Annotated in this window: 13 protein-coding genes; 5 read left to right on the forward strand and 8 right to left on the reverse strand. The window is 59.1% G+C overall.

The window, feature by feature from the left end:
• Window positions 1-102: 102 nt before the first annotated feature.
• Window positions 103-882, forward strand: a complete 780-nt coding sequence (gene cmoA, locus ACM6IV_RS27675) for a carboxy-S-adenosyl-L-methionine synthase CmoA (protein ID WP_414872592.1) — start codon at window positions 103-105, stop codon at window positions 880-882.
• Window positions 879-1835 (forward strand): tRNA 5-methoxyuridine(34)/uridine 5-oxyacetic acid(34) synthase CmoB, encoded by a 957-nt coding sequence (cmoB, locus tag ACM6IV_RS27680; RefSeq protein ID WP_414872516.1) that lies wholly within the window; start codon window positions 879-881, stop codon window positions 1833-1835. The genes cmoA and cmoB overlap by 4 nt, the downstream gene beginning before the upstream one ends.
• A 268-nt stretch (window positions 1836-2103) precedes the next feature.
• On the opposite strand, the gene tadA is transcribed toward cmoB, so the two are convergent.
• The 7 genes from tadA to treP all read right to left on the reverse strand — a co-directional run bounded on the left by tadA (window position 2104) and on the right by treP (window position 11493).
• Window positions 2104-2604, reverse strand: a complete 501-nt coding sequence (gene tadA / locus ACM6IV_RS27685; protein ID WP_414872517.1) for a tRNA adenosine(34) deaminase TadA — start codon at window positions 2602-2604, stop codon at window positions 2104-2106.
• The gene (locus ACM6IV_RS27690; protein WP_414872518.1) at window positions 2604-3980 is read right to left on the reverse strand and encodes a multicopper oxidase family protein; all 1377 of its coding nucleotides are present in this window, start codon (window positions 3978-3980) and stop codon (window positions 2604-2606) included. The genes tadA and ACM6IV_RS27690 overlap by 1 nt, the downstream gene beginning before the upstream one ends.
• 117 nt (window positions 3981-4097) lie before the next feature.
• Window positions 4098-4388, reverse strand: coding sequence for a PTS transporter subunit EIIB (locus ACM6IV_RS27695; protein ID WP_414872519.1), 291 nt, complete (start codon window positions 4386-4388; stop codon window positions 4098-4100).
• Window positions 4389-4390: 2 nt separating this feature from the next.
• Window positions 4391-6919, reverse strand: coding sequence for a phosphoenolpyruvate--protein phosphotransferase (gene ptsP, locus ACM6IV_RS27700; protein ID WP_414872520.1), 2529 nt, complete (start codon window positions 6917-6919; stop codon window positions 4391-4393).
• Between the two features lie 62 nt (window positions 6920-6981).
• Entirely contained in the window at window positions 6982-8205 is a 1224-nt protein-coding gene (locus ACM6IV_RS27705) for a maltoporin (protein ID WP_414872521.1), read from the reverse strand.
• A 105-nt stretch (window positions 8206-8310) separates the two neighbouring features.
• Window positions 8311-9960 carry an alpha,alpha-phosphotrehalase gene (treC, locus tag ACM6IV_RS27710; RefSeq protein ID WP_414872522.1) on the reverse strand — a complete coding sequence of 550 codons (1650 nt, stop codon included), beginning with the start codon at window positions 9958-9960 and terminating at the stop codon, window positions 8311-8313.
• A gap of 90 nt (window positions 9961-10050) precedes the next feature.
• On the reverse strand, window positions 10051-11493 hold the full coding sequence (gene treP / locus ACM6IV_RS27715) for a PTS system trehalose-specific EIIBC component (protein WP_414872523.1): 1443 nt from the start codon (window positions 11491-11493) through the stop codon (window positions 10051-10053).
• A gap of 235 nt (window positions 11494-11728) precedes the next feature.
• Here treP and treR point away from each other — a divergent pair, with 235 nt between their 5' ends.
• From treR to ACM6IV_RS27730, 3 genes are all read left to right on the forward strand, one after another.
• The gene (gene treR, locus ACM6IV_RS27720) at window positions 11729-12433 is read left to right on the forward strand and encodes a trehalose operon repressor (protein ID WP_414872524.1); all 705 of its coding nucleotides are present in this window, start codon (window positions 11729-11731) and stop codon (window positions 12431-12433) included.
• Window positions 12434-12534: 101 nt separating this feature from the next.
• Window positions 12535-15621, forward strand: coding sequence for a dermonecrotic toxin domain-containing protein (locus ACM6IV_RS27725; RefSeq protein ID WP_414872525.1), 3087 nt, complete (start codon window positions 12535-12537; stop codon window positions 15619-15621).
• Between the two features lie 262 nt (window positions 15622-15883).
• A complete protein-coding gene (locus ACM6IV_RS27730; RefSeq protein ID WP_414872526.1) occupies window positions 15884-19018 on the forward strand; it encodes a membrane-targeted effector domain-containing toxin in 3135 nt (1044 codons plus the stop codon).
• Window positions 19019-19095: 77 nt separating this feature from the next.
• Here the strand turns inward: ACM6IV_RS27730 and guaA are convergent, their stop codons facing one another.
• Window positions 19096-20673, reverse strand: coding sequence for a glutamine-hydrolyzing GMP synthase (guaA, locus tag ACM6IV_RS27735; RefSeq protein ID WP_414872527.1), 1578 nt, complete (start codon window positions 20671-20673; stop codon window positions 19096-19098).
• Between the last annotated feature and the right edge of the window lie 70 nt (window positions 20674-20743).

A 20743-nucleotide genomic window follows, 5' to 3' on the forward strand; every position in this document is an offset into this window, starting at 1 on the left:
TGTAGAAAACCGCACTCCCATGTAGAAGCTGCCGAAGGCTGCGATCTTTTGATTTGCCGCTTTATCAGACAACCCAAGCATCCCGACGCCACTTTGGCTAAAATGCCGGCCTTTTCCACCGACACCGCCGGAACCGCCGTGAGCAAAGAACCCGATCGTATTTTCGCCAAGCCTTTGGCCCAGGTGCCTGACTTCGCCTTCAACGAAGACGTGGTGCGGGTGTTCCCGGACATGATCAAGCGCTCGGTACCGGGTTACCCGACCATCGTCGAAAACCTCGGCGTGCTCGCCGCACAGTTCGCCCAGCCGAACAGCGTGCTCTACGACCTCGGCTCATCGCTGGGTGCCGTGACTCAGGCGTTGCGCCGTCACGTGCGCACCGACGGTTGCCGGGTGATCGCTGTGGATAACTCAGCAGCGATGGTCAAACGCTGCCGCGAATACCTCAACGGTCAGGACTCGATGTTCCAGGAATTGCTGCCAGTTGAAGTGATTGAAGGCGACATTCTCGCCCTCGACTTCCAGCCTGCCTCGGTGGTGGCGCTGAACTTCACCCTGCAATTCATCGCTCCGGATCAGCGCACCGCGTTGCTCTCGCGCATTCGCCAATCGCTGTTGCCGGGCGGCGCGCTGATTCTGTCGGAGAAGCTGCGCTTCAACGATGCCGAAGAACACGCGTTGCTCACCGATCTGCACATCGCCTTCAAACGCGCCAACGGCTACAGCGAACTGGAAATTGCCCAGAAGCGCAGCGCCATCGAAAACGTCATGAAGCCCGACAGCCTCGAAGAACACCGCGAACGCCTGCTGGCCGCCGGGTTCTCGAAAGTGGTGCCGTGGTTCCAGTGTCTTAACTTTGCCTCGTTGATTGCCTTGCCATGATTGATCTGTCCCCCCTCGCCCGCCGTCTGGCCGGCACACCGCTGGCCGAATGGGCCAACACTCTGCAAGCGCAACTCGACAAGAAAATGGAGAAAGGCCACGGCGACCTGGAGCGCTGGCAAAGTGCGCTCGACGCCTTGCCGAAGATTCAGCCGAGCGAAGTCGATCTGCTCAACGGTCTGAAACTCGACACCGATTGCGACGATGCAACCCGTGCACAGATGCGTACCGCGCTGATGGGCCTGTCACCGTGGCGCAAAGGGCCATTCGATCTGTTTGGCGTGCATGTGGATACCGAATGGCGTTCGGACTGGAAGTGGTCGCGCGTCTCCCCACATCTGGACCTGAAGGGCAAACGCATCCTCGATGTCGGTTGCGGCAACGGCTACTACATGTGGCGCATGCTCGGCGCCGGCGCTGACAGCGTGATTGGTGTCGACCCGAACTGGCTGTTCTTCTGCCAATTCCAGGCCGTGCAGCGTTACCTGTCTGAGCCGAATGCCTGGCACCTGCCCTTCCCGTTCGAAGACCTGCCGCCGAACCTCGAAGGCTTCGACACGGTGTTTTCGATGGGCGTGTTCTACCACCGTCGCTCGCCGATCGAACACTTGCTGGCGCTGAAGGATTGCCTGGTCAAGGGCGGCGAACTGGTGCTGGAAACGCTGGTAGTCGAAGGCGACAAGCATCAGGTGCTGGTGCCGGAAGATCGCTACGCGCAAATGCGCAACGTGTGGTTCCTGCCGTCGGTGCCGGCGCTGGAGTTGTGGCTGCGCCGTGCCGGGTTCACCGATATTCGTTGTGTGGATGTGAGCACCACGACGGTCGAAGAACAGCGCGGCACCGAATGGATGAAGTACCAGTCGCTGAGTGATTTCCTTGATCCAGAGGACCACAGCAAAACCATCGAAGGATTGCCGGCGCCGATGCGCGCGGTGATTGTTGCCAGAAAGTAAGCATTTTTCCCGATCACCGCGGTGGGCCTACCCCTCACCCCAGCCCTCTCCCCAAGGAGAGGGAGCCGATCTCTGGGCTTTTCAAGATCTGGGCTCAACTCGATATCCTGGTCGCCATATTTCTGCCAATCACCTCGGTCAGTCCCCTGTACCTCTGGGAGAGGGAGCCGATCTTTGGGCTTTTCAAAACTTGAGTTCGACTCGGAGTCTCAGGTCGACGGACTTAGCCCATCCAGCTCGGTCAGTCCCCTCTCCCCCCGGGAGAGGGTTAGGGTGAGGGGCTTTTTGCTCGGCGAGCACGGAAGAATTCGGTCAGCACCGCGCCACACTCTTCGGCCAACACCCCACCTTCGTACAACACCCGGTGATTCAAAAAGCCCTGGGTAAAAAACTGCCCCTGACTTTGCACAATCCCCGCTTTCGGTTCCAGCGCGCCATACACCACCCGCGCCACCCGTGAATGCACGATCAAACCGGCGCACATGCTGCACGGCTCCAGCGTCACATACAGCGTGCTGCCCGGCAGACGATAGTTATCCACCGCCTGCGCGGCCGCACGGATCGCGACCATTTCCGCGTGGGCACTCGGGTCGCTGGTGCTGATCGGACAGTTGAAGCCGCGACCGATAATCTCGCCGTCCTGCACCAGCACCGCGCCCACCGGCACTTCGCCGAGAGTTGCGCCTTGTGCGGCGAGGGTCAGGGCTTCGCGCATGAAATCGTTATCGCGGCTGCGGTCGATGATCGCGGCGGGGCGAATCTGGCGCATCACTTCACCTCGATGGCGGCCATCAGGCCGGTTTCCATGTGATCGATCACGTGGCAGTGGAACATCCACACCCCTGGATTATCAGCCACCAGCGCCACTTGCGCGCGCTCGTTCTTACCCAGCAGATAGGTGTCGGTGAAGTACGGAATGATCTTGTGCCGGTTCGACGCGATCACCTTGAAGCTCATCCCGTGCAGGTGGATCGGGTGCTGATACTGGGTCATGTTTTTCAGCTCGAAAATATAGCTCTGACCCAGTTTCAAACTGGCAATCGGCCGATCGGCGCAGGTCTTGTCGGTGATGTCCCACGCCTTGCCGTTGATCTGCCACAGGCTCGGCGGCCGGCCATTGTCGACGTTGACCGACACCGAGCCGACCCATTCGAAATTGAAGTTGAGTTTCTCGGCATGGGCCAGGTCCGGTTCCGCCACCGGATTGGCCGGCAATGCTTTCGGCCAGTCGGTCGGTGCATCGTTATTGGCCACTGAACGCAGGGTGCCCAGACGCACCGGGCCGTTGCGCAACGACAACTCTTCACCCGCAGCCGGCGCCTTGATCGCCAGACAGATTCGCATGCCCGGGCCCAGCCAGTATTCCTTGCCCAGCGGGCGCGGCTCGACCGGGTTACCGTCCAGTGCATAGATCTGCGCTTCGACGCCGGGAATGTTGATGCGGTACGTCAGCGTATTGTCGAGGTTGAGCAAACGCACCCGGGTGATCTGCCCGGCCGGCAGTTCGATTACCGGGGTCGGCACACCGTTGATGGTCGACAACCGCCCCGCCGTGCCGCCACGTGCGGCTTCACGGGGAATGCTGAATTCGACGAAATTGCCTTGGTCATCGATGTGCCAGTTTTTCAGGCTCAAGGTCTTTTCGTATTTGAAACCGGTCGGCTCGCGCTCTTCGATGATCAACGGCCCGACCAGCCCGCGCCCGAGTTCTTCGCTGCTGCTGACGTGGGGGTGATACCAGTAGCTGCCGGCATCCGGCACGCGGAATTTGTAATCGAAGTACTCACCCGGTAGCACCGGCAGTTGCGAGACATACGGCACGCCATCCATTTCCAGCGGCAAACGAATGCCGTGCCAGTGAATGGTCGTCGCCACCGGCAAGTGGTTGATGAAGCGCACCCGCAGCCATTCACCCTGTCGCACGCGTAACTCGGTACCCGGTGCCGACGGGCCGAACGCCCAGGCCTCGGTCTTGTGCCCCGGCACCAGTTCGACGTCCAGCGGTGCGGCGATCAGCTCATAGTCGTGGCCCGCCTCGGCGTCGGCCATTTTGCCCAGCCAATAACGCGACGCGCCCCCCGCACCGACACCAACGACAACAAGACCGGCCAGGCCACCGAGGATTTGGCGACGGGTAAAGGACATGAACTCAACTACCTCACGTATCAGCAACAGGCCCTGAAAGCCTGCAAAAGGCGAATACGATACACCTGCGGTTGAGAAACAGTAAGGGCGACCTGAGGCCGCACGCCTCTGAACGGCCTAAGGCCGGAGCCCGGTAATCAGGTGCACAACCCCCTCCTTCAAGGGCATCACGCCCGCGACACCGGCGGCGCTCAAGGCCTGTTGATCGATGATCGACACATCACGCAGGACAACCCGAACCCGCGTCAACGCCAGCGGTTGCTGCGACTGAAGGTTGTCCGCACCACCCAGCGCCGCGACGATGGCGGCACTCAATCCGTCGGTCGATTCGGCCGGTACGTCGGGTGTGTCCACCACCAGATCCGGGGTCAGGGCCTTCCAGAAAGCCTTCTGCAATTTATCCAACATCTTCAGTTCTCCAGAACCCGCAAAGCATCGACGGTTGCCTCGTGGAACAGCTGTAACGCCTCGCGCACCTGCCCGGCGCTTTCCAGACCGAGCACCTGTCGGGCGATGATCTGACAATCGGCCAGCGCCAGCTCGCGCACTGTTGCCTTGACCGGCGCAATCATCGGCACGCTCACCGACAGTTCATCCACACACAACCCGAGCAACAACGGCACCGCCAGACGTTCGGAAGCCATCGCCCCGCACACACCGACCCACTTCCCATGGGCGTGCGCGGCCTTCACGGTCATGGCGATCAGGCGCAATACCGAGGGATGAAAACTGTCCGCCTGACCGGCCAGACGCGGGTGATCGCGATCCATCGCCAAGGTGTACTGCGTCAGGTCATTGGTGCCGATCGAGAAGAAATCCACTAGCGGCGCAAACAGGTCCGCCATCAGCGCCGCGGCCGGCACTTCGATCATGATCCCCAGTTTCGGCCGTTGCGTTAGCCCCAGCGCGAGGATTTCCTCGTCGAGCATCTGCCGCGCCAGACGCAGCTCCGACAGTTGCGTGACCATCGGCAACATGATGTGCAAGCGCGTCAGCTCGCAGCAACCGAGCATGGCCCGAAACTGCTCACGCAATAACTGCGGACGTTCCAGGCACAACCGAATGCCGCGCATGCCCAGAAACGGATTGCTTTCGCTCTCCATGGGCATGTAGGCCAGCGGTTTGTCGCCACCGACATCAAGGGTGCGCACCACCAGATTGTGCGCAGGTCCGACACAGCGAGCGATGGCGCTGTAGGTGGCAACCTGTTCGTCATGCCCCGGCGCGTGGTTGCGGCCCAGATAGAGAAACTCCGAACGCAGCAGGCCGACGCCGGCACCGCCCATAGCCATGCCCTGCTCGGTTTCAGACAACGAGGCGACGTTGGCCGAAACCTCGACGAGATGCCCGTCACGGGTCCGCGCCGCGAGCGTAGCGTTGGCCAGTTCCTGCTCATGGCGTTGGCGCTGTTGCGCGTGCTGCGCCTGCCATCGATTGACGGCCGCAGGATCGGGATGGACATGCAACTCGCCGTTGTCGGCATCGAGCAAGACCGGAGTGCCGTTGCTCAGCGCGAGCATCTGCACCGGCACTCCGCAGATCGACGGCAGACCACAGGCGCGGGCGAGAATCGCCACGTGACTGGTTGCGCCGCCACCGACCGTAGCGAAGCCCAGCACTTTGCTGGTATCGATGCTGGCGGTCTGCGACGGGGTCAGTTGATCGGCGATCAGAATGCTGTCTTGTGGCAGCTCCAGCGCCTGCTCGCCAATGCCCAGCAGACACTTGAGCACGCGGCGCCCGACATCGGTCAGATCCGCCGCCCGTTCGGCCAACAGCGCACTGCCCAGTTGGCGAAACATCGCTGCCGTCTCGTCCGTGGCTGCACGCCAGGCGAACGCCGCACTTTTGCCCGCATCGATCAACGCCTGTGCCTGATCGAGCAGGCCCGGATCTTCGAGCAGTTCCTGATGCGCCTTGAAGATTTCGGCTTCGGCCTCGCCAGCGGCGGTGTCGCGCAAATGCTGCAAGGCCAGATCCGCTTCGATCAGGGCATTGGCGAGGGCTGCACGTTCCAGCTCTGATCCGCCACCGAACTCGCTGACATCGAACACCGGTTCGCTGATCTGCACCACCTGGCCCAACGCCGAACCGGGTGATGCGCAGACGCCGCGCAGCAGGGTCAGAACCTCGGTTTCAACCGCCTCGACAGGTGCCAGCGCCGTCACCGTCTCACCGCAGCCCTCGGCCAGTAGCCGGGTTAGCACATCGATGGCTTCATCAGCATCTTCGCCCATGGCGCTGACCTGCACGCTGTCGCCGAACGCGGTCTGCAACGCCATGATCGCCACCAGGGACTTGGCGTTGGCCTGAGCCTGCTGTTTATGCAGGTAAATCTTTGCCGCGAAGCCCTTTGCCGCTTGCGCGAACACCGCTGCGGGACGCGCGTGCAGACCATTGGGGTTGGCTAGCTTCAAAGGCTGTGAAAACACGCTCGGACTTTCTACTGCGACCGGCTCTTCGCTGATCGCCTGTGCGCTGACCAGCTCAAGCAGCGGCTCGCCGGTTTCGACCCGTCCGCTCGACGCGACCAACCAGGTAAACGGTTCACCGCTGACCACCAGCATCAGTGTCATCAGGCTGCGCGCCTGTCGGGCAATGTAATCGGCGTCGAACTCGATCAACGCCTCTCCGGCAGCGACCCGCTGCCCCTCTTCAACCAGACGGGTGAAGCCTTGCCCGCCGAGGTTCACCGTATCGAGGCCGATATGCATCAAGACCTGCACGCCCTGGTTATCGGTGATGCTCACGGCATGCCCGCTGGCCTGCACGTTGCTGATGACACCAGCGATGGGCGCACACAAGATCGACGAGGTCGGGTCGATGCACAGACCGTCGCCGATCACGCGCCCGGAAAACACCGGATCGGGTACCTGTTCCAGCGCCATCAGGACACCGGACAAGGGAGCCAGCAGTTGTAATGGTTGGGGTGTGGCCATGACGTCACCTGCAGTTTTGTGCTTTGAAGTGCCCATGGAGCGCGACGCTCCACCAGCATCGCTTATTTCCACCAGTATTCGACCTGCATTCCGACATTCGCACCGTGGCGAGCGCTACCAAAGGCGCCGGTATCAGACAGTGCCGAGCCTTTGGCCAGTTGGTTGGCTGCCCGTTTGGCCGCCTCGTTCCACGTGGCGTACGTGTAATACAGCCGTATCTCGGGTCGCGCCCAGAACTCCGGGCCTTTGGGCGACCAGGTCGGGGCAAACGTGAATTTGCTCAGTTTGCGCGTGCCGCCGGGAGCTTCGACTTGATCGTGGCCCAGTTCGCTGACCAGTTTGAAGTGTTCGCCGAGCGCGTAGGTAGGCCGCACACCCAGCGAGATCCAGTTCTGGTCGACACCGTCCGGGCGAATGTCTTTCTGGTACACCGCCGCGACCTGGCCACCGAAGCGCGGTGTCACTTGCCAGTCGAAGAACTCGACAATCCGGTAACTTTTATTACTGTCGTCCAGTTTGACGTTACCGGTATAGCCCAGCCCGGTGCCCGGCCCTTCACCGTATTGCAGCGCCAGTTTGTTCTTGCCGCCGAGAAAATCCGTTTGCACATGTTGCGTGGTGATCGCCCAGCCCCGGTGGGCATCGCGGCTGTCGGGTTTGTCGATATAGCTCAAGCCGAACTCCAGCTCACCGCCCGGGTTGGTCTGGAAACCGGCAACGTTGAAGTCGTGCCGATTGATGGAGTCCTTCTGGTACAGATTGTCCTTGCGCGAGAAGGCGTAGCTGTATTTCAGATCGCCGATCAACACGTCTTCGACCCCGCCTCCCGTGGCGCTCTGGTTCCAGTAGTAGAAGTCGGAAATATGGATGTCGTTGCGTTTGTAGTAACGGCGCCCGGCCCACAATGAACCACCGTTGAGCGCGGGCATCGCCGACCACTGTGCATAAGCCTGCGGCAAGCGGATCGAACCGTTATTGTCTTTGAAGGTGGGGCTGCGATCGTAGCGGTTATACAACGAGGCCATACCGTCGACACTCAGTACCGAACCGTCGTCGAGGGTGTACAGGTCCTGACGCAATTCGAGTTCGCCGTACTGCTCGCACTCGTTACCCAAGCGATATTTGGTCTGCGCCCCCGGTAACTGGAAGCACGACTGACCGCTGCTGTTGACTGACGTGCCGATACCGCTGCGCAGGTAACCGCCAAACTCCAGCGCTTGTGACGTCGGCGCTAAGGCCAGGCAAAAACCTGCGACTGCAAGGCTGCGATTTATTGTTGTTTTCATAAGCCACCCCATTGTTTTTATTGTCTGGTTGCATGAATTCGGCGCGCAAAAGTCCCCCGCGCAGTGCTCTGCGTGTTTTTTGAAAGTTGGTTATTTAGTTAAGCGTCAGGGATCGATCAGCTGCAGGACGAAGGACTCGTAAGGTCGCAAAGCCACCCGCTGTTTACGCAACGGGCTGTCCGGATAATTGCTGATCAACTGGCGCTGGCTCATTGACTCGCTAATGACTGTCGCCGGTAACTGCACTTCACAGGTTGTTCCGTAGAAGTTGTTCACCACCAACAAACGCTCGGCGTTGCCCTCACGCACATAGGCCCAGACTTGCGGGTGGTCGGGCAGTAATTGTCGGTACACCCCCTCGGTGATCAGCAATTCACGGCGACGCAGCGCGATCAGACTGCGGTAGTGATGCAAGACCGAATCGGGGTCATCAAGCTGCTTGGCGACGTTGATCTGCGCGGCATTGGCCGGCACTCCGATCCAGGGTTCGACACTGCTGAAACCGGCGTTTGGCCCCGCATCCCAGTGCATCGGCGTGCGCCCGTTATCGCGGGATTTCTGCATGATCGCCGCCATGTTCTCGGCATCGCTGCTGCCGGCCTCGCGCTTGAGGCGAAAGATGTTCAGCGTCTCGACATCGCGATAATGCTCGATCGACTCGAACCCCGGATTGGTCATGCCCAGTTCTTCGCCCTGATACACGAACGGCGTGCCCTGCAGAAAGTGCAGTGCGGTGCCGAGCATCTTCGCCGAAAGCTCGCGGTACTCGCCGTCATTGCCAAAGCGCGAAACCACTCGCGGTTGATCGTGGTTACACCAGAACAGCGCGTTCCAGCCGCCACCGGCCTGCATGCCGGTCTGCCAGTCGGACAGGATCCGCTTGAGCTGGAGGAAATCGAAATCGGCGCGCACCCACTTCTGCAGGTTCGGATAATCGACTTTCAAGTGATGAAAGTTGAAGGTCATCGACAGCTCTTTCGACTGCGGATTCGAATAACGAATGCAGTGTTCGAGGCTGGTCGATGACATCTCGCCGACATTGATCAGATCGTGGCCTTCGAAGACTTCGCGGTGCATCTGCTGCAAGTACGCGTGGACATTCGGCCCGTCGGTGTAGAAGCGTCGACCATCGCTGTTGTCTTCGGGGAAGTCCGCAGGCTTGGAGATCAGATTGATCACATCCAGCCGAAAACCACCCACACCCTTGTCCCGCCAGAACTGCATCATCCGGAACACTTCAGCGCGCACCTTGGGGTTGTCCCAATTGAGGTCGGCCTGGGTGTGGTCGAACAGGTGCAGGTAATACTGACCGGTCTGGGCTTCGTACTCCCAGGCGGAACCGCCGAATTTGGATTCCCAGTTGTTAGGCTGATCGCGCCAGATGTAGAAATCACGGTAAGGGTTGTCGAGGCTGCTGCGTGCCTGTTGAAACCACACATGTTCGATCGAGGTGTGATTGACCACGATGTCGAGCATCAGCTTGATCCCGCGCTTGCCGGCTTCGGCGATCAGCAATTCGCAGTCGGCCATGCTGCCGTAGCTCGGGTCAATGGCGTAGTAATCGCTGATGTCATAACCGTTATCGCGTTGCGGCGAACGCAGGAATGGCGTGATCCACAAACAGTCGACACCCAGCCACTGCAGATAGTCGAGCTTGGCGACGATGCCGAGCAGATCACCTGTCGGGTTGCCCGCGTGGCTATGAAAACTCTTCGGATAGACCTGGTAGATCACCGAACGCTGCCAGTCTTGCATGGCACAACTCCTTCAATAAATCCGTGCAGCTCGCGCCCACATTGAAATGCGATCAACGGTGGGTGCGAACCTGCTCGCGAAAGCGCTTGATCAGACAACCCGATAACCGGGCCGGACAATCTTCATGCTCAATGCACAGGTCAGAACAAACGGCACAACCAGGGCGATGAACATCCCGATCACAAACATCGGGATGAATTGCGGCATGATCGAAATAAAACCGGGCAGGCCACCCACGCCAATGGCCGAAGCCTGAATCTTGTTCAACGACAAGAAGATGCAGCCCAGCGCCGAACCGGTCAGCGCGGCGTAGAACGGAAACTTGTAGCGCAGGTTGACGCCAAACATGGCAGGTTCAGTGATGGCGAAAAACGCGGAAATCGCCGATGTAGACGCCATGCTTTTGTCCCGCGCACTGCGCGTCATGTAAAACACCGCCAGCGCGGCACTGCCTTGAGCGAGGTTGGACATGACGATCATCGGCCAGATGAACGTCCCGCCCTGGGTCGAGATCAATTGCAGGTCGACCGCGAGAAACATGTGATGCATGCCGGTGATCACCAGCGGCGCATACAGCAGGCCGAAAATCGCGCCGCCCAGCATCGGCGCCAGGTCAAACAGCATGACCAGCCCTTCGGTAATGAAGATGCCGATGTGGCGGGTCACCGGGCCGATCACCGCCAGCGCCAGCACGCCGGTGACGACGATGGTGGTGATGGGTACAACGAGCAATTGAATGGCGTTGGGCACGCGCGCGCGCAGCCATTTTTCGATGACGCTCATCACGTAGGCAGCCAGCAGAATCGGCAGGATCTGCCCCTGATAACCGACCTTCTCCACCTGAAACAATCCAAGAATGTCGAAGTACGGCAGATGCTGACCGTCCAGCCCGGCGACGGCCTTGCCGTAGTTCCAGGCGTTGAGCAGATCCGGGTGCACCAGCATCAGGCCGAGCACGATGCCGAGGATCTCGCTGCCGCCGAAGCGTTTGGCCGCCGACCAGCCTACCAGTGCCGGCAGAAACACGAACGAGGTGTTGGCCATCAGGTTGATCAGGCTCCACAGCCCTTCGAGGTTCGGGTAGGCATCGAGCAGGGTCTGCCCTTCGATGAATATGCCTTTGGCGCCTAGCAGATTGTTGATCCCCATCAGCAGGCCGGCAATGATCAGCGCCGGGAGGATGGGCATGAACACGTCGGAAAACACCCGCACCAGACGCTGCAGGGCGTTGATCTTCTCTGCGCTTTTCTGTTTGACGTCAGCGATGGTCGACGCCGCGAGGCCGGTCTGGCGACGCAGTTCGGCATAGACCTTTTCCACTTCGCCCGGTCCGATCACCACCTGATAAAGGCCGCCAGTAAAGAACGAGCCTTTGACCAGGTCGATCTGATTCAGGGTGGTACTGTCCACCCGGCTCGGGTCCTTCAGTGCCAGTCGCAACCGCGTGACGCAATGGGCAGCCTGTTCGAGGTTGTCGGCGCCGCCGAGGCTTTGCAGCAATTGCCTGGCGATGTTCGGATAGTCGTGGCTCATGCTAGTTCTTCCGCTATGGATTGTTGTTATTGGCAGCACGCCGAAACGAAAAATACTCGTCTGTACGAGTTAATGCAACAACTCGTACAGACGAGTTTGTTTGTGGATATTCCCGCCAGACCTACGGCGAATTTTCCTACCCGATCTGAAGGTGAATTCCATTGCCCACATGGACAAAGCCCTACCCTGGCCTTAAGGTTCGAAACTTTCAGCACAGTCGGCACCGAGCCTACCCATGAGCAAATACAACCAGATCTATAGCGATCTGCTGGCCAGCATCACGACTGAACGCCTGGAGCGTGGCGCCCGCCTGCCTTCGGAAACCGAATTGATGGACAGCTATCAGGCCAGCCGGGGCACGGTGCGCAAGGCCATCGAACTGCTTCAGGAACGCGGCTTTGCGCAGAAAATCCACGGCAAGGGCACCTTCGTCCTGTCGACTAACCCGATCGAGTTCCAGCTCGGCGGTATCGTCAGTTTCCAGGAAACTTACCCGCGCCTGGGCAACGACGTCAGCACCGAAGTGGTCGAGCTGAGCCAGATCCCGCTCGAAGGCGCCCTGCTCGACCACATCCATGCCGAACCCGGCAGCCTCATCACCCGGATCAAGCGTGTGCGGCGCATTGACGGCAAACGCGTGATCCTCGACATCAACCACTTCGTCAGCGAAGTGATTCCCGGCCTGTCCCTCGATATCGCGGAGCAGTCGATCTACGCGCATATCGAACAGACCCTGCAGCTACAGATTGCCTACGCCCAACGCACCATCGAAGCGGTGCCGCGCAGCAAGGACGACCAACTGCACCTGGACCTTGACGGCCAGAGCCATGTGATTGTGGTCAGCAACCAGACCTTTCTCCAGGACGGTCGTCAGTTCGAGTACACCGAATCGCGGCACACGTTGGACAAGTTCTACTTTTCCGACGTGGCACGGCGCTGACCCCGACACGTTTCAAACGATCATGTGCGGTACATATGTAGTGCACTCCCCTTGTGCGAATCGGCCATGCTCGGCCTTCATTTCTCAAGGATGGAGAAAGCATGTACGCCCCCCAACAAAGCCCTTTACCGAACGCGGCAGACAAAGCGGCGCTGAAGCGAATCGCCTTTACCGTCGTGCAAAATTGCCCCGGCCTGCAGGACGCCGCCCGTCAAGCCGCCCGGGATCTGCTGGAAGCAAAAGGCCTGTCGGGCCTCGATCCGGATCAGGTTTATTTCCACCGTTTCAGGACAGCCCAGAGCAGCTCCCGCTCGTTTACCGGCTGGGAGCACATCCGCGAAAAACCCTACGAATCGATGACCCTGACACAGCTGGTCATTCATCGTTTTCGCGCCACCGATCAGGACAACGCCGACCTTCTCGATGTGTACGGTGGTTTCTACACGGAGGGTCCGCAGAGCGAAAATTTCGGCGAAAAAAACCAGGTGTGCCTGCATGGCAATGAGGTCCTGAGCGCCTTCTGGAGCCTCGATTTCAGTGGTCACTACAGCGCCACCCTGACGGATTTCTGGAACAGCCACGGCGAGGACTTCCGCGCGTTGGCCAAGTGCAATTTCCTCAGCCGTGCGGTGCAGGCGCTGGACCTTGGGCAACTCACCCGCAGTGACTTTCAATGGCTGGTGGACTCAGTGACGGGGCCCGTCAGTTGGCCGGTGAGCCTGAGCATGCTGCAGGCGCGCCACACTCCATCGGGTAACGTATGTGCGTTCGACATCGACGGGCATGTCGCTACGCAATTGCTGCGCATCGTCGATTCCGCCGGCCGGCAGATTATCTATCTACCCGGTGAAGCCGAACCGTTCGTGCTCAAGGAAACGGCGGCGGATCTGCATTGGTGGGTGCTGGATCAACTGAACGACGCAAAACGCCGCGCCACCTTCCTGAACCATTTTGCCCTCGCAGATCGTCAACACATGAACGAGAACATCACCGATCTGATGAATCGATTGGTGGCCAGCTGGGGCCGGGCCGACCACCACCTGATCAACCGCACAAACCAGGTGCTGAGCGAAGATGCGTTCAGTTGGCTGCGCGACACCACACGTCAGGCGATGTTTGCTGAAGCTCACCTATCCCTGACGTCCAATGGCGACTTGCGTAAAAAATTGTGGATCGGTTATCTGAGTGCGGGACTCAAAGTGTTTGGACCGATGGCCACTGTCGGCTGGCCGCTGGCATTACCGGTCATTGGCGCGACCATTGCCAGCATGGGCCTGAATATCGATCAGGCGCAAACCGGCAAGACTGACGCCGAACGCAAGGCGGGCGTGTTGGGTGCGGTATTGAGTGGCATCAACCTGTTATTCAATCTTCCATTGCTGATCGGCACCGGACCGATGCCGGAGATTGGCGCCGAGGTCGATGCGGCGGAGGCGGCAGAAATGGCCCGGTACAGCGAAGCCTTGGATCCTGCTGCCAAAGCCGAGAGCCCACTACAGTTCATGGTGCCGGACGATGTCGACATCGCTGGGCCGAATCTGGATGAAACGGTATTGGTTCCGGCGCAGAACGACGTTGCGCCACCGGTACCCGAACGCTATCAATGCAACGAGCTGCTTGACGGCACCCCACTCGGCGAGGAGGCCGGGAGGTTCCACGGTATCCACCGTCTCGACTCGGACCCGCCCTATGCCATTCTGATGAATGACGCGCCGTACTATGTACGCTATTTCGCCAATTCTCGCGGCGCTGGCGACTGGGCAATCGTTGACCCGGAGCGCCCCAACCAGTTTGTCCACGCCTTGCCGGTCCGCCTCAATGCCGAAGGTGAATGGGAGCGAATGTCAGCACTGGGCCTCAAGGGTGGCGGTCAATGCATGGGCAAACAATGCACCCCTGATCTGGAACTCGACACCTTCGAACCGGCACCGCCCGAGGCACCCACTCAAGAGGCAGCAGAACCGCAACCATCGGCACCGCGCCCCCCGCGCCCGGTGACCAGTGCCTACGACATCGACCCGGCGGTGCGTCGTTCGCTAAAAGCCTGGGCGTTGAGCCTCAACGAAACCCATGCCGAGTTAGAGCCCGACGGCACGGGTGGTTTCGACATGGACGATCCCTTTGAGGTATATGCCGCGGGCAAACGCAAACTCCTGCAAAGCGCAGCCAGAAACTTTTTCAAGAACCTGCCGTGGGTCATTCAGCCTGCACGTCCGGCGATACCCGAAGTCAGCGGCCTGATGCCACTGACCGACCTTGTCGATAGCGTGTTTGCAAACGCTTCAGGGCTGGTGGTGGGAGAAACCCTTGATCGCATCACCACCATGCGTTTTCTGATTGAAAACATGCCGGCGCTGGCCCGCCACGCCAAAACCCTCTACATGCGCGGACTGCTCAGCGATTTCGCGCAGGTGGAGCTGAATCGCTACTTCACCAGCGGCAATATGAGCGCAGATTTGCGCACTTACCTGGACAGTCTCGGCACTGATCCTGGCGGGCAATTCAACCCGCTGAAACTGGTCGAGGTCGCGCAGGCGAACAGGGTTCGGGTACAGGCAATTGATTGCGCCGCGAGTTACAAAATGAAAACGCCGCTGCCCTTCGTCGACGAGCGAATGATGGGCACCTACCTGGCAAACGACATCATGACCGGTGACGTCTACCTCAATAGCCCGCAGAAATGGATCGTCGTAATCGATGCTCAAAACACCAACACCTTCAGAGGACTGTTGGGCATCAGCGAATTGAAGGGAGGAATCGGCCTGCGAATCGAAGAAGTCGGCGCCGGTGAGCAGTTGGGTGTCGATGTCGACCCGGGCCTTGAAGTCCCGCGAGGCAACCCGTCCGGTAGCGCCGTCCAGCGCGGCAATCCAGACCTTCTTCGCGCCGATTTACGCTTGAGAATGCCCGCACCCGAAGTGACCTGGACCGAAGAATCGCTGGCGAATCTGTTGTACAGGCGCGGCATGTACCTGTTCGAAAAAACGGGTGACCGCTACACGCTGATCCACCGCAGCAAACAAGGCCTGCTCCAGCGCACACCGATCACTCGATCGAGTGACGGCAAAGTCTCTCTCCATCGACCTGCGTGGCAGCGTGTGAATGACATCGAATTCGCCAACCTGAAGGAGATGTCTCAGCGGTTGTCCGATACCGGGCTGATATTGCGTAGCCGTATTCCTGATTGAGGCTGATCAGCCAGTAGACTCTGCGCAATAGTCGCAGACAGTGTTTGCGCCAGATCAAGAGCTGACGCCGTTCGATACAGATCTCATTCGATCCCAATATCTTTGATACCGGCAACAGGTGCCTGGAGGATGCCGGACAAGCCGTCCTCCTCCATCACTCCCACTCTATTATCAACAGGGGCACTTTGCGGTAGCCGGATAGTGCACTCCCCTTGAGCGAATCGATCATGCTCACTCTTTGTTTCTCAAGGATGAAGAACCCATGACCTCCCCCGAACGACGTCTCCTGCCTAACGCTGCAGACAAAACTGCCCTCAAGACCATTGCCGCGACGATCGTGCAGACCTGCCCGAGTCTGAACGACGCAGCCCGTCAAGTCGCCAACGAAATCCTGGCGGACAAAGGACTGTCCAGCCTCGATCCCGACCGGGTTTACTTCCACCGTTTCAAAACGGCGCAGAGCAGCGCGCTGACCTTCACGGGTTGGGAGCATTTGCTGGAAAAGCCTTACGAAACGCTCACCCTCACGCAGCTGGTGATCCATCGCTTTCGTGCGACCGATCAAGACAACGCCGATCTCCTAGGCCTTTACTGTGGCTTCTACTCGGATGGCCCGGAGGCGGAAAACTTCAATCAGAACAATGAAGTCCGATTACTGGGCAGCGACGTGCTGAAGGTATTCTGGGACGTCGACTTCAGCGCGCGCTACATAGGTCAACTGACGACATTCTGGCGAACCTCGTCGGATAACTTCCGCGCCCTGGCAAAGTGCAACTTTCTCAGTCTGGCGGTGCAGGCACTGCAACAGGGTGACCTGGATGGAACTGATTTTCAGCGCATCGTCGGTTCGGTAATCGGACCCGTCACCTGGCCCGTTACCTTGCAAATGCTGCAAGCGTTACACCCGGTCGGTGCTGAAGTGCGGACACTGGATCTCGATGGCCACGTAGCCTTCAATGGGCTGCGTCTGGTGGAAAGCAGTGGCCGCCAGACCCTTTACTGGCCAGGCGAAGCCCGGGCATTCCTGTTGATGGACAATGAAGCGGATCTGCATTGGTGGATGCTTGAGCAGATGAATTCAGACGACAAGCGCACGGCATTTCTCAAGCATTTCCCGTTGGCGGACCGCAATCGCATGACCGACAACCTCACCAACCTGATGAATAACCTGGTGAGCACCTGGGGTCACAGTGATCACCGAATGATCAACCGCGGCAACGCCGCGATCAGCGGTGACGCATTCACTTGGTTAAGCGACTCGACACGCACAGGCATGGTTGCCGAAGCGCACCTGGTACTCACGTCCAACAGTGCTCTGCGTAAAAAACTCTGGATAGGTTATTTGAGCGCCGGTCTGAAAGTATTCGGCCCGATGGCAGCTGTGGGCTGGCCTTTGGCGTTGCCTGTGATTGGCGCCAGTATCGCGAACACGGGGCTGAACATCGATCAGGCCGTCAACGGTTCTACGCCGACCGAACGCAAAGCCGGTGTGGCCGGCGCAGTGCTCAATGCGATCGAAATTGTGTTCAACATTCCATTTCTGATCAGCACTGGCGCGCAACTTGAAGTGGGCCCGCAGGTGGAGTTTGCCGAAGCTGAAGAAATGCGCGGGTTGATCGAGTTTACTTCGCCTGAGACACCACTCTTGCCGCCTGTGGATCAACCGCCAGTCACGGCGGTTGATCCAGAGATGCCCACTGAGGAGGCAAACGAAATCCCCAGCGAGACTACCATCACGTCCACCCAGGAGTTGGCCACTGCGACGCGCCAAGGTTCGTCTTTTCCAAAGCCTCCTGCCAGCTATCGATGCAACGAATTACTTGCACAGCGTTCTGCAGAGGCAGCGCCAGGTAAATATGAGGGCATATACCGTCTGGACAAGGAACCGGGCTATGCCATCGAAATGGAGGGTAACGCGTACTACGTGCGCTACTTTGCCGACTCTGAAGACGCTGGCAACTGGGCCATCGTCGATCCCGAGCGCCCCAATCAGTTCGCTTACTCGTTGCCAGTACGCTTCGGCAGTAGCGGCAAGTGGGAACGCATACCCGCGTTGCGTCTCAGGGGCGGCGGCCAATGCGTGGGCAAGGCCTGTTTACTGGACACTGACCCGTCCTCCCCTTCGGTCCCGGTTTCATCAACGCCGTCAGCCGAGCTTCCCCTCGTCGAAGCGGTTTCACCGGTTGCGCGACCACTGCGCCTGGTGACGCCCCTCAACGACATCGCGGGAATGGACATGGCGAAAATGAAAAGATGGGCAATGAACTTGCCCGAGACTTTCGCCGAGGTCTCCAGTGCAAACCGCGTTAAACCATCAACTGCCGATACGTATGCGGCCTATTTCCGCGACAGACGCACGTCCCTGCTAAACGAGGCCAAAGAGTATTACTCAGAGCTGAACTGGACCAACCTGCCCACACGGCCAGTCATCCCGCCAATCGATCCCGACATGCAGACGGCTGAGTTGATTGATCGCATTTTTGCCAATACCGATGGACTGGTCGTCGGCGAAACCCTTGATCGCATCGCCAGCATGCGTTTCATGATCGAAAACATGCCGGCGTTCGCACGGCATATCAACACACTGTACGTTCGCGGTTTGTTGAGTGATTTTGCCCAGACAGATCTCAACGACTTTTACCTGTCGGGAGAGATGTCAGAGGATCTTCGAGGTTACTTGTCCAGCCTGGGTACCGACCCTGATGAGCGATTCAACATCCTTGAACTGGTCAAGGCTGCCCAGGCCAATAACATCCGGACCCAGGGTCTTGAAGTCGCGCACACTTACAAGCTGAAGATACCGCTCACCTCGATCGAAGAGCAGATGATCCACGCCCGACTCGCCTCTCAAATCATGTGGGGTGACGCGCTCCTCAACAGACCCGGCAAATGGGTTGCCTTGGTCGAAACAACCAACACCAATACCTTCAGAAATTTACCAGGCATCAGCGAACTCAGAGGCGGCATCGGTTTACGGATTGAAGAAGCGGTATCCACCGAAGTAGCCGGTATCAGAATCGACCCGGGACTGGAACTCGCTCGGGGTCCGTTTGATAACGGGGCATCGACGCGCAACTCCTCCGACTTTCTATTCGCGGATCTACGCTTGCAGATCGAAACACCTGTGCCGCAATGGACTGAGGCAACCGTGAATGCACTGCTGAATCGCAACGGCATGTTCCTGTTTGAAAAAACGCAGAATGCCTACATGCTCGTGCGTCGCGACAGTTCCAGCAATATTGTTCGAACAGTGGTGAATTGCAGAAGGGATGGTCAGGTTTACATCTGGGCACAGTCGATGCCACGGATCAGCGGCATCATGTTCCGTGACATCGGCGCGTTATCCCAACGCCTGATAGAAATCGGCCTGACCCTGCAAAGTCGCCTACCCGGCTGACCGGTTTTTCAGGGCATGAAACGAAAAAACCCCTGGCTTCAAGCCAAGGGTTTTTCGTTAATCGACTTGTAGCGGGATCACTCCCACTCAATCGTCGCCGGCGGCTTGCTCGACACGTCGTAAGTGACGCGGGAGATGCCTTCGATTTCATTGATGATGCGGCCGGATACGGTTTCCAGCAGTTCGTAAGGCAGGTGAGCCCAACGCGCAGTCATGAAGTCGATGGTTTCTACAGCACGCAGGGCAACCACCCAAGCGTAACGACGGCCGTCGCCGACCACGCCAACCGATTTCACTGGCTGGAACACCACGAAAGCCTGGCTGACCTTGTGGTACCAGTCGGCTTTGCGCAGTTCTTCGATGAAGATGTGGTCAGCGCGACGCAGCAGGTCGGCGTATTCCTTTTTCACTTCACCGAGGATGCGCACGCCCAGGCCCGGGCCCGGGAACGGGTGACGGTAAACCATATCGTATGGCAGGCCGAGTTCCAGACCCAGCCGACGGACTTCGTCCTTGAACAGTTCGCGCAGTGGCTCGACCAGTTTCAGGTTCATCTCTTCCGGCAGGCCGCCCACGTTGTGGTGCGACTTGATCACGTGGGCCTTGCCGCTTTTCGCGCCAGCCGATTCGATCACGTCCGGGTAGATGGTGCCCTGAGCGAGGTACTTGATGTTTTCCAGTTTGTTCGACTGGGCATCGAAGACGTCGATAAAGGTGCGACCGATGATCTTGCGCTTCTTCTCCGGATCGGCTTCGCCGGCCAGGTTGTTCAGGAATTGCTCTTCAGCGTTGGCGCGGATCACTTTGACGCCCATGTTCTCGGCGAACATGGCCATCACTTGCTCGCCTTCGTGCAGACGCAGCAGGCCGTTGTCGACGAAGACGCAGGTCAGTTGATCGCCAATGGCTTTGTGCAGCAGCGCGGCAACGACCGAAGAGTCAACACCACCGGACAGACCCAGCAGCACATTGTCGGAGCCGACCTGTGCGCGGATGTTGGCGATGGCGTCTTCAGCGATCTTCGACGGCGTCCACAGCGCTTCACAGCCGCAGATGTCGAGAACGAAGCGCGAGAGGATACGACCGCCCTGCTTGGTGTGGGTCACTTCCGGGTGGAACTGCACGCCGTAGTAGCCGCGGTCATCGTTGAACATACCGGCGATCGGGCAGCTCGGGGTGCTGGCGAGGATGTGGAAGTCTTCCGGCATTTTGGTGACCTTGTCACCGTGGCTCATCCATACGTCGAGGCCGAACAGGCCGTCAGCGTCGATGTGGTCTTCGATGCCGTCGAGCAGGCGGCTCTTGCCGACCACGTCCACACGGGCGTAGCCGAACTCACGCAGTTCGGAACCTTCCACCTTGCCGCCCAATTGCTCGGCCATGGTCTGCATGCCGTAGCAGATACCGAAGACCGGTACGCCCAGATCGAATACTGCCTGTGGGCAGCGCGGGCTGTCAGCGACGTGCACGGACTCGGGGCCGCCGGCGAGGATGACGCCTTTAGGAGCGAATTCGCGGATCGCATCTTCGTCCATGTCGAACGGGTGCAGTTCGCAGTACACACCGATTTCGCGCACGCGGCGGGCGATCAATTGGGTGTATTGCGAACCGAAGTCGAGGATCAAGATGCGGTGAGCGTGAATATCGAGGGCCATGATTCAGTCTCGTCTAAGTCATTCAGAAACAGTCGTGATTCAGAAACAACTCGGGGCTGAATCAAACAGC

It is taken from the genome of Pseudomonas sp. IT-347P, from assembly GCF_949768005.1.
GTDB lineage: Bacteria > Pseudomonadota > Gammaproteobacteria > Pseudomonadales > Pseudomonadaceae > Aquipseudomonas.

What these genes read in the sequence shown, in the direction of transcription:
- ACM6IV_RS27730 (WP_414872526.1), top strand. Translation starts at nt 15,884, where the DNA reads ATGACCTCCCCCGAACGACGTCTCCTGCCTAACGCTGCAGACAAAACT.
- tadA (WP_414872517.1), bottom strand. Translation starts at nt 2,604, where the DNA reads ATGCGCCAGATTCGCCCCGCCGCGATCATCGACCGCAGCCGCGATAAC.
- guaA (WP_414872527.1), bottom strand. Translation starts at nt 20,673, where the DNA reads ATGGCCCTCGATATTCACGCTCACCGCATCTTGATCCTCGACTTCGGT.
- ACM6IV_RS27695 (WP_414872519.1), bottom strand. Translation starts at nt 4,388, where the DNA reads ATGTTGGATAAATTGCAGAAGGCTTTCTGGAAGGCCCTGACCCCGGAT.
- ACM6IV_RS27725 (WP_414872525.1), top strand. Translation starts at nt 12,535, where the DNA reads ATGTACGCCCCCCAACAAAGCCCTTTACCGAACGCGGCAGACAAAGCG.
- ACM6IV_RS27690 (WP_414872518.1), bottom strand. Translation starts at nt 3,980, where the DNA reads ATGTCCTTTACCCGTCGCCAAATCCTCGGTGGCCTGGCCGGTCTTGTT.
- treR (WP_414872524.1), top strand. Translation starts at nt 11,729, where the DNA reads ATGAGCAAATACAACCAGATCTATAGCGATCTGCTGGCCAGCATCACG.
- cmoB (WP_414872516.1), top strand. Translation starts at nt 879, where the DNA reads ATGATTGATCTGTCCCCCCTCGCCCGCCGTCTGGCCGGCACACCGCTG.
- treP (WP_414872523.1), bottom strand. Translation starts at nt 11,493, where the DNA reads ATGAGCCACGACTATCCGAACATCGCCAGGCAATTGCTGCAAAGCCTC.
- treC (WP_414872522.1), bottom strand. Translation starts at nt 9,960, where the DNA reads ATGCAAGACTGGCAGCGTTCGGTGATCTACCAGGTCTATCCGAAGAGT.
- ACM6IV_RS27705 (WP_414872521.1), bottom strand. Translation starts at nt 8,205, where the DNA reads ATGAAAACAACAATAAATCGCAGCCTTGCAGTCGCAGGTTTTTGCCTG.
- cmoA (WP_414872592.1), top strand. Translation starts at nt 103, where the DNA reads ATGCCGGCCTTTTCCACCGACACCGCCGGAACCGCCGTGAGCAAAGAA.
- ptsP (WP_414872520.1), bottom strand. Translation starts at nt 6,919, where the DNA reads ATGGCCACACCCCAACCATTACAACTGCTGGCTCCCTTGTCCGGTGTC.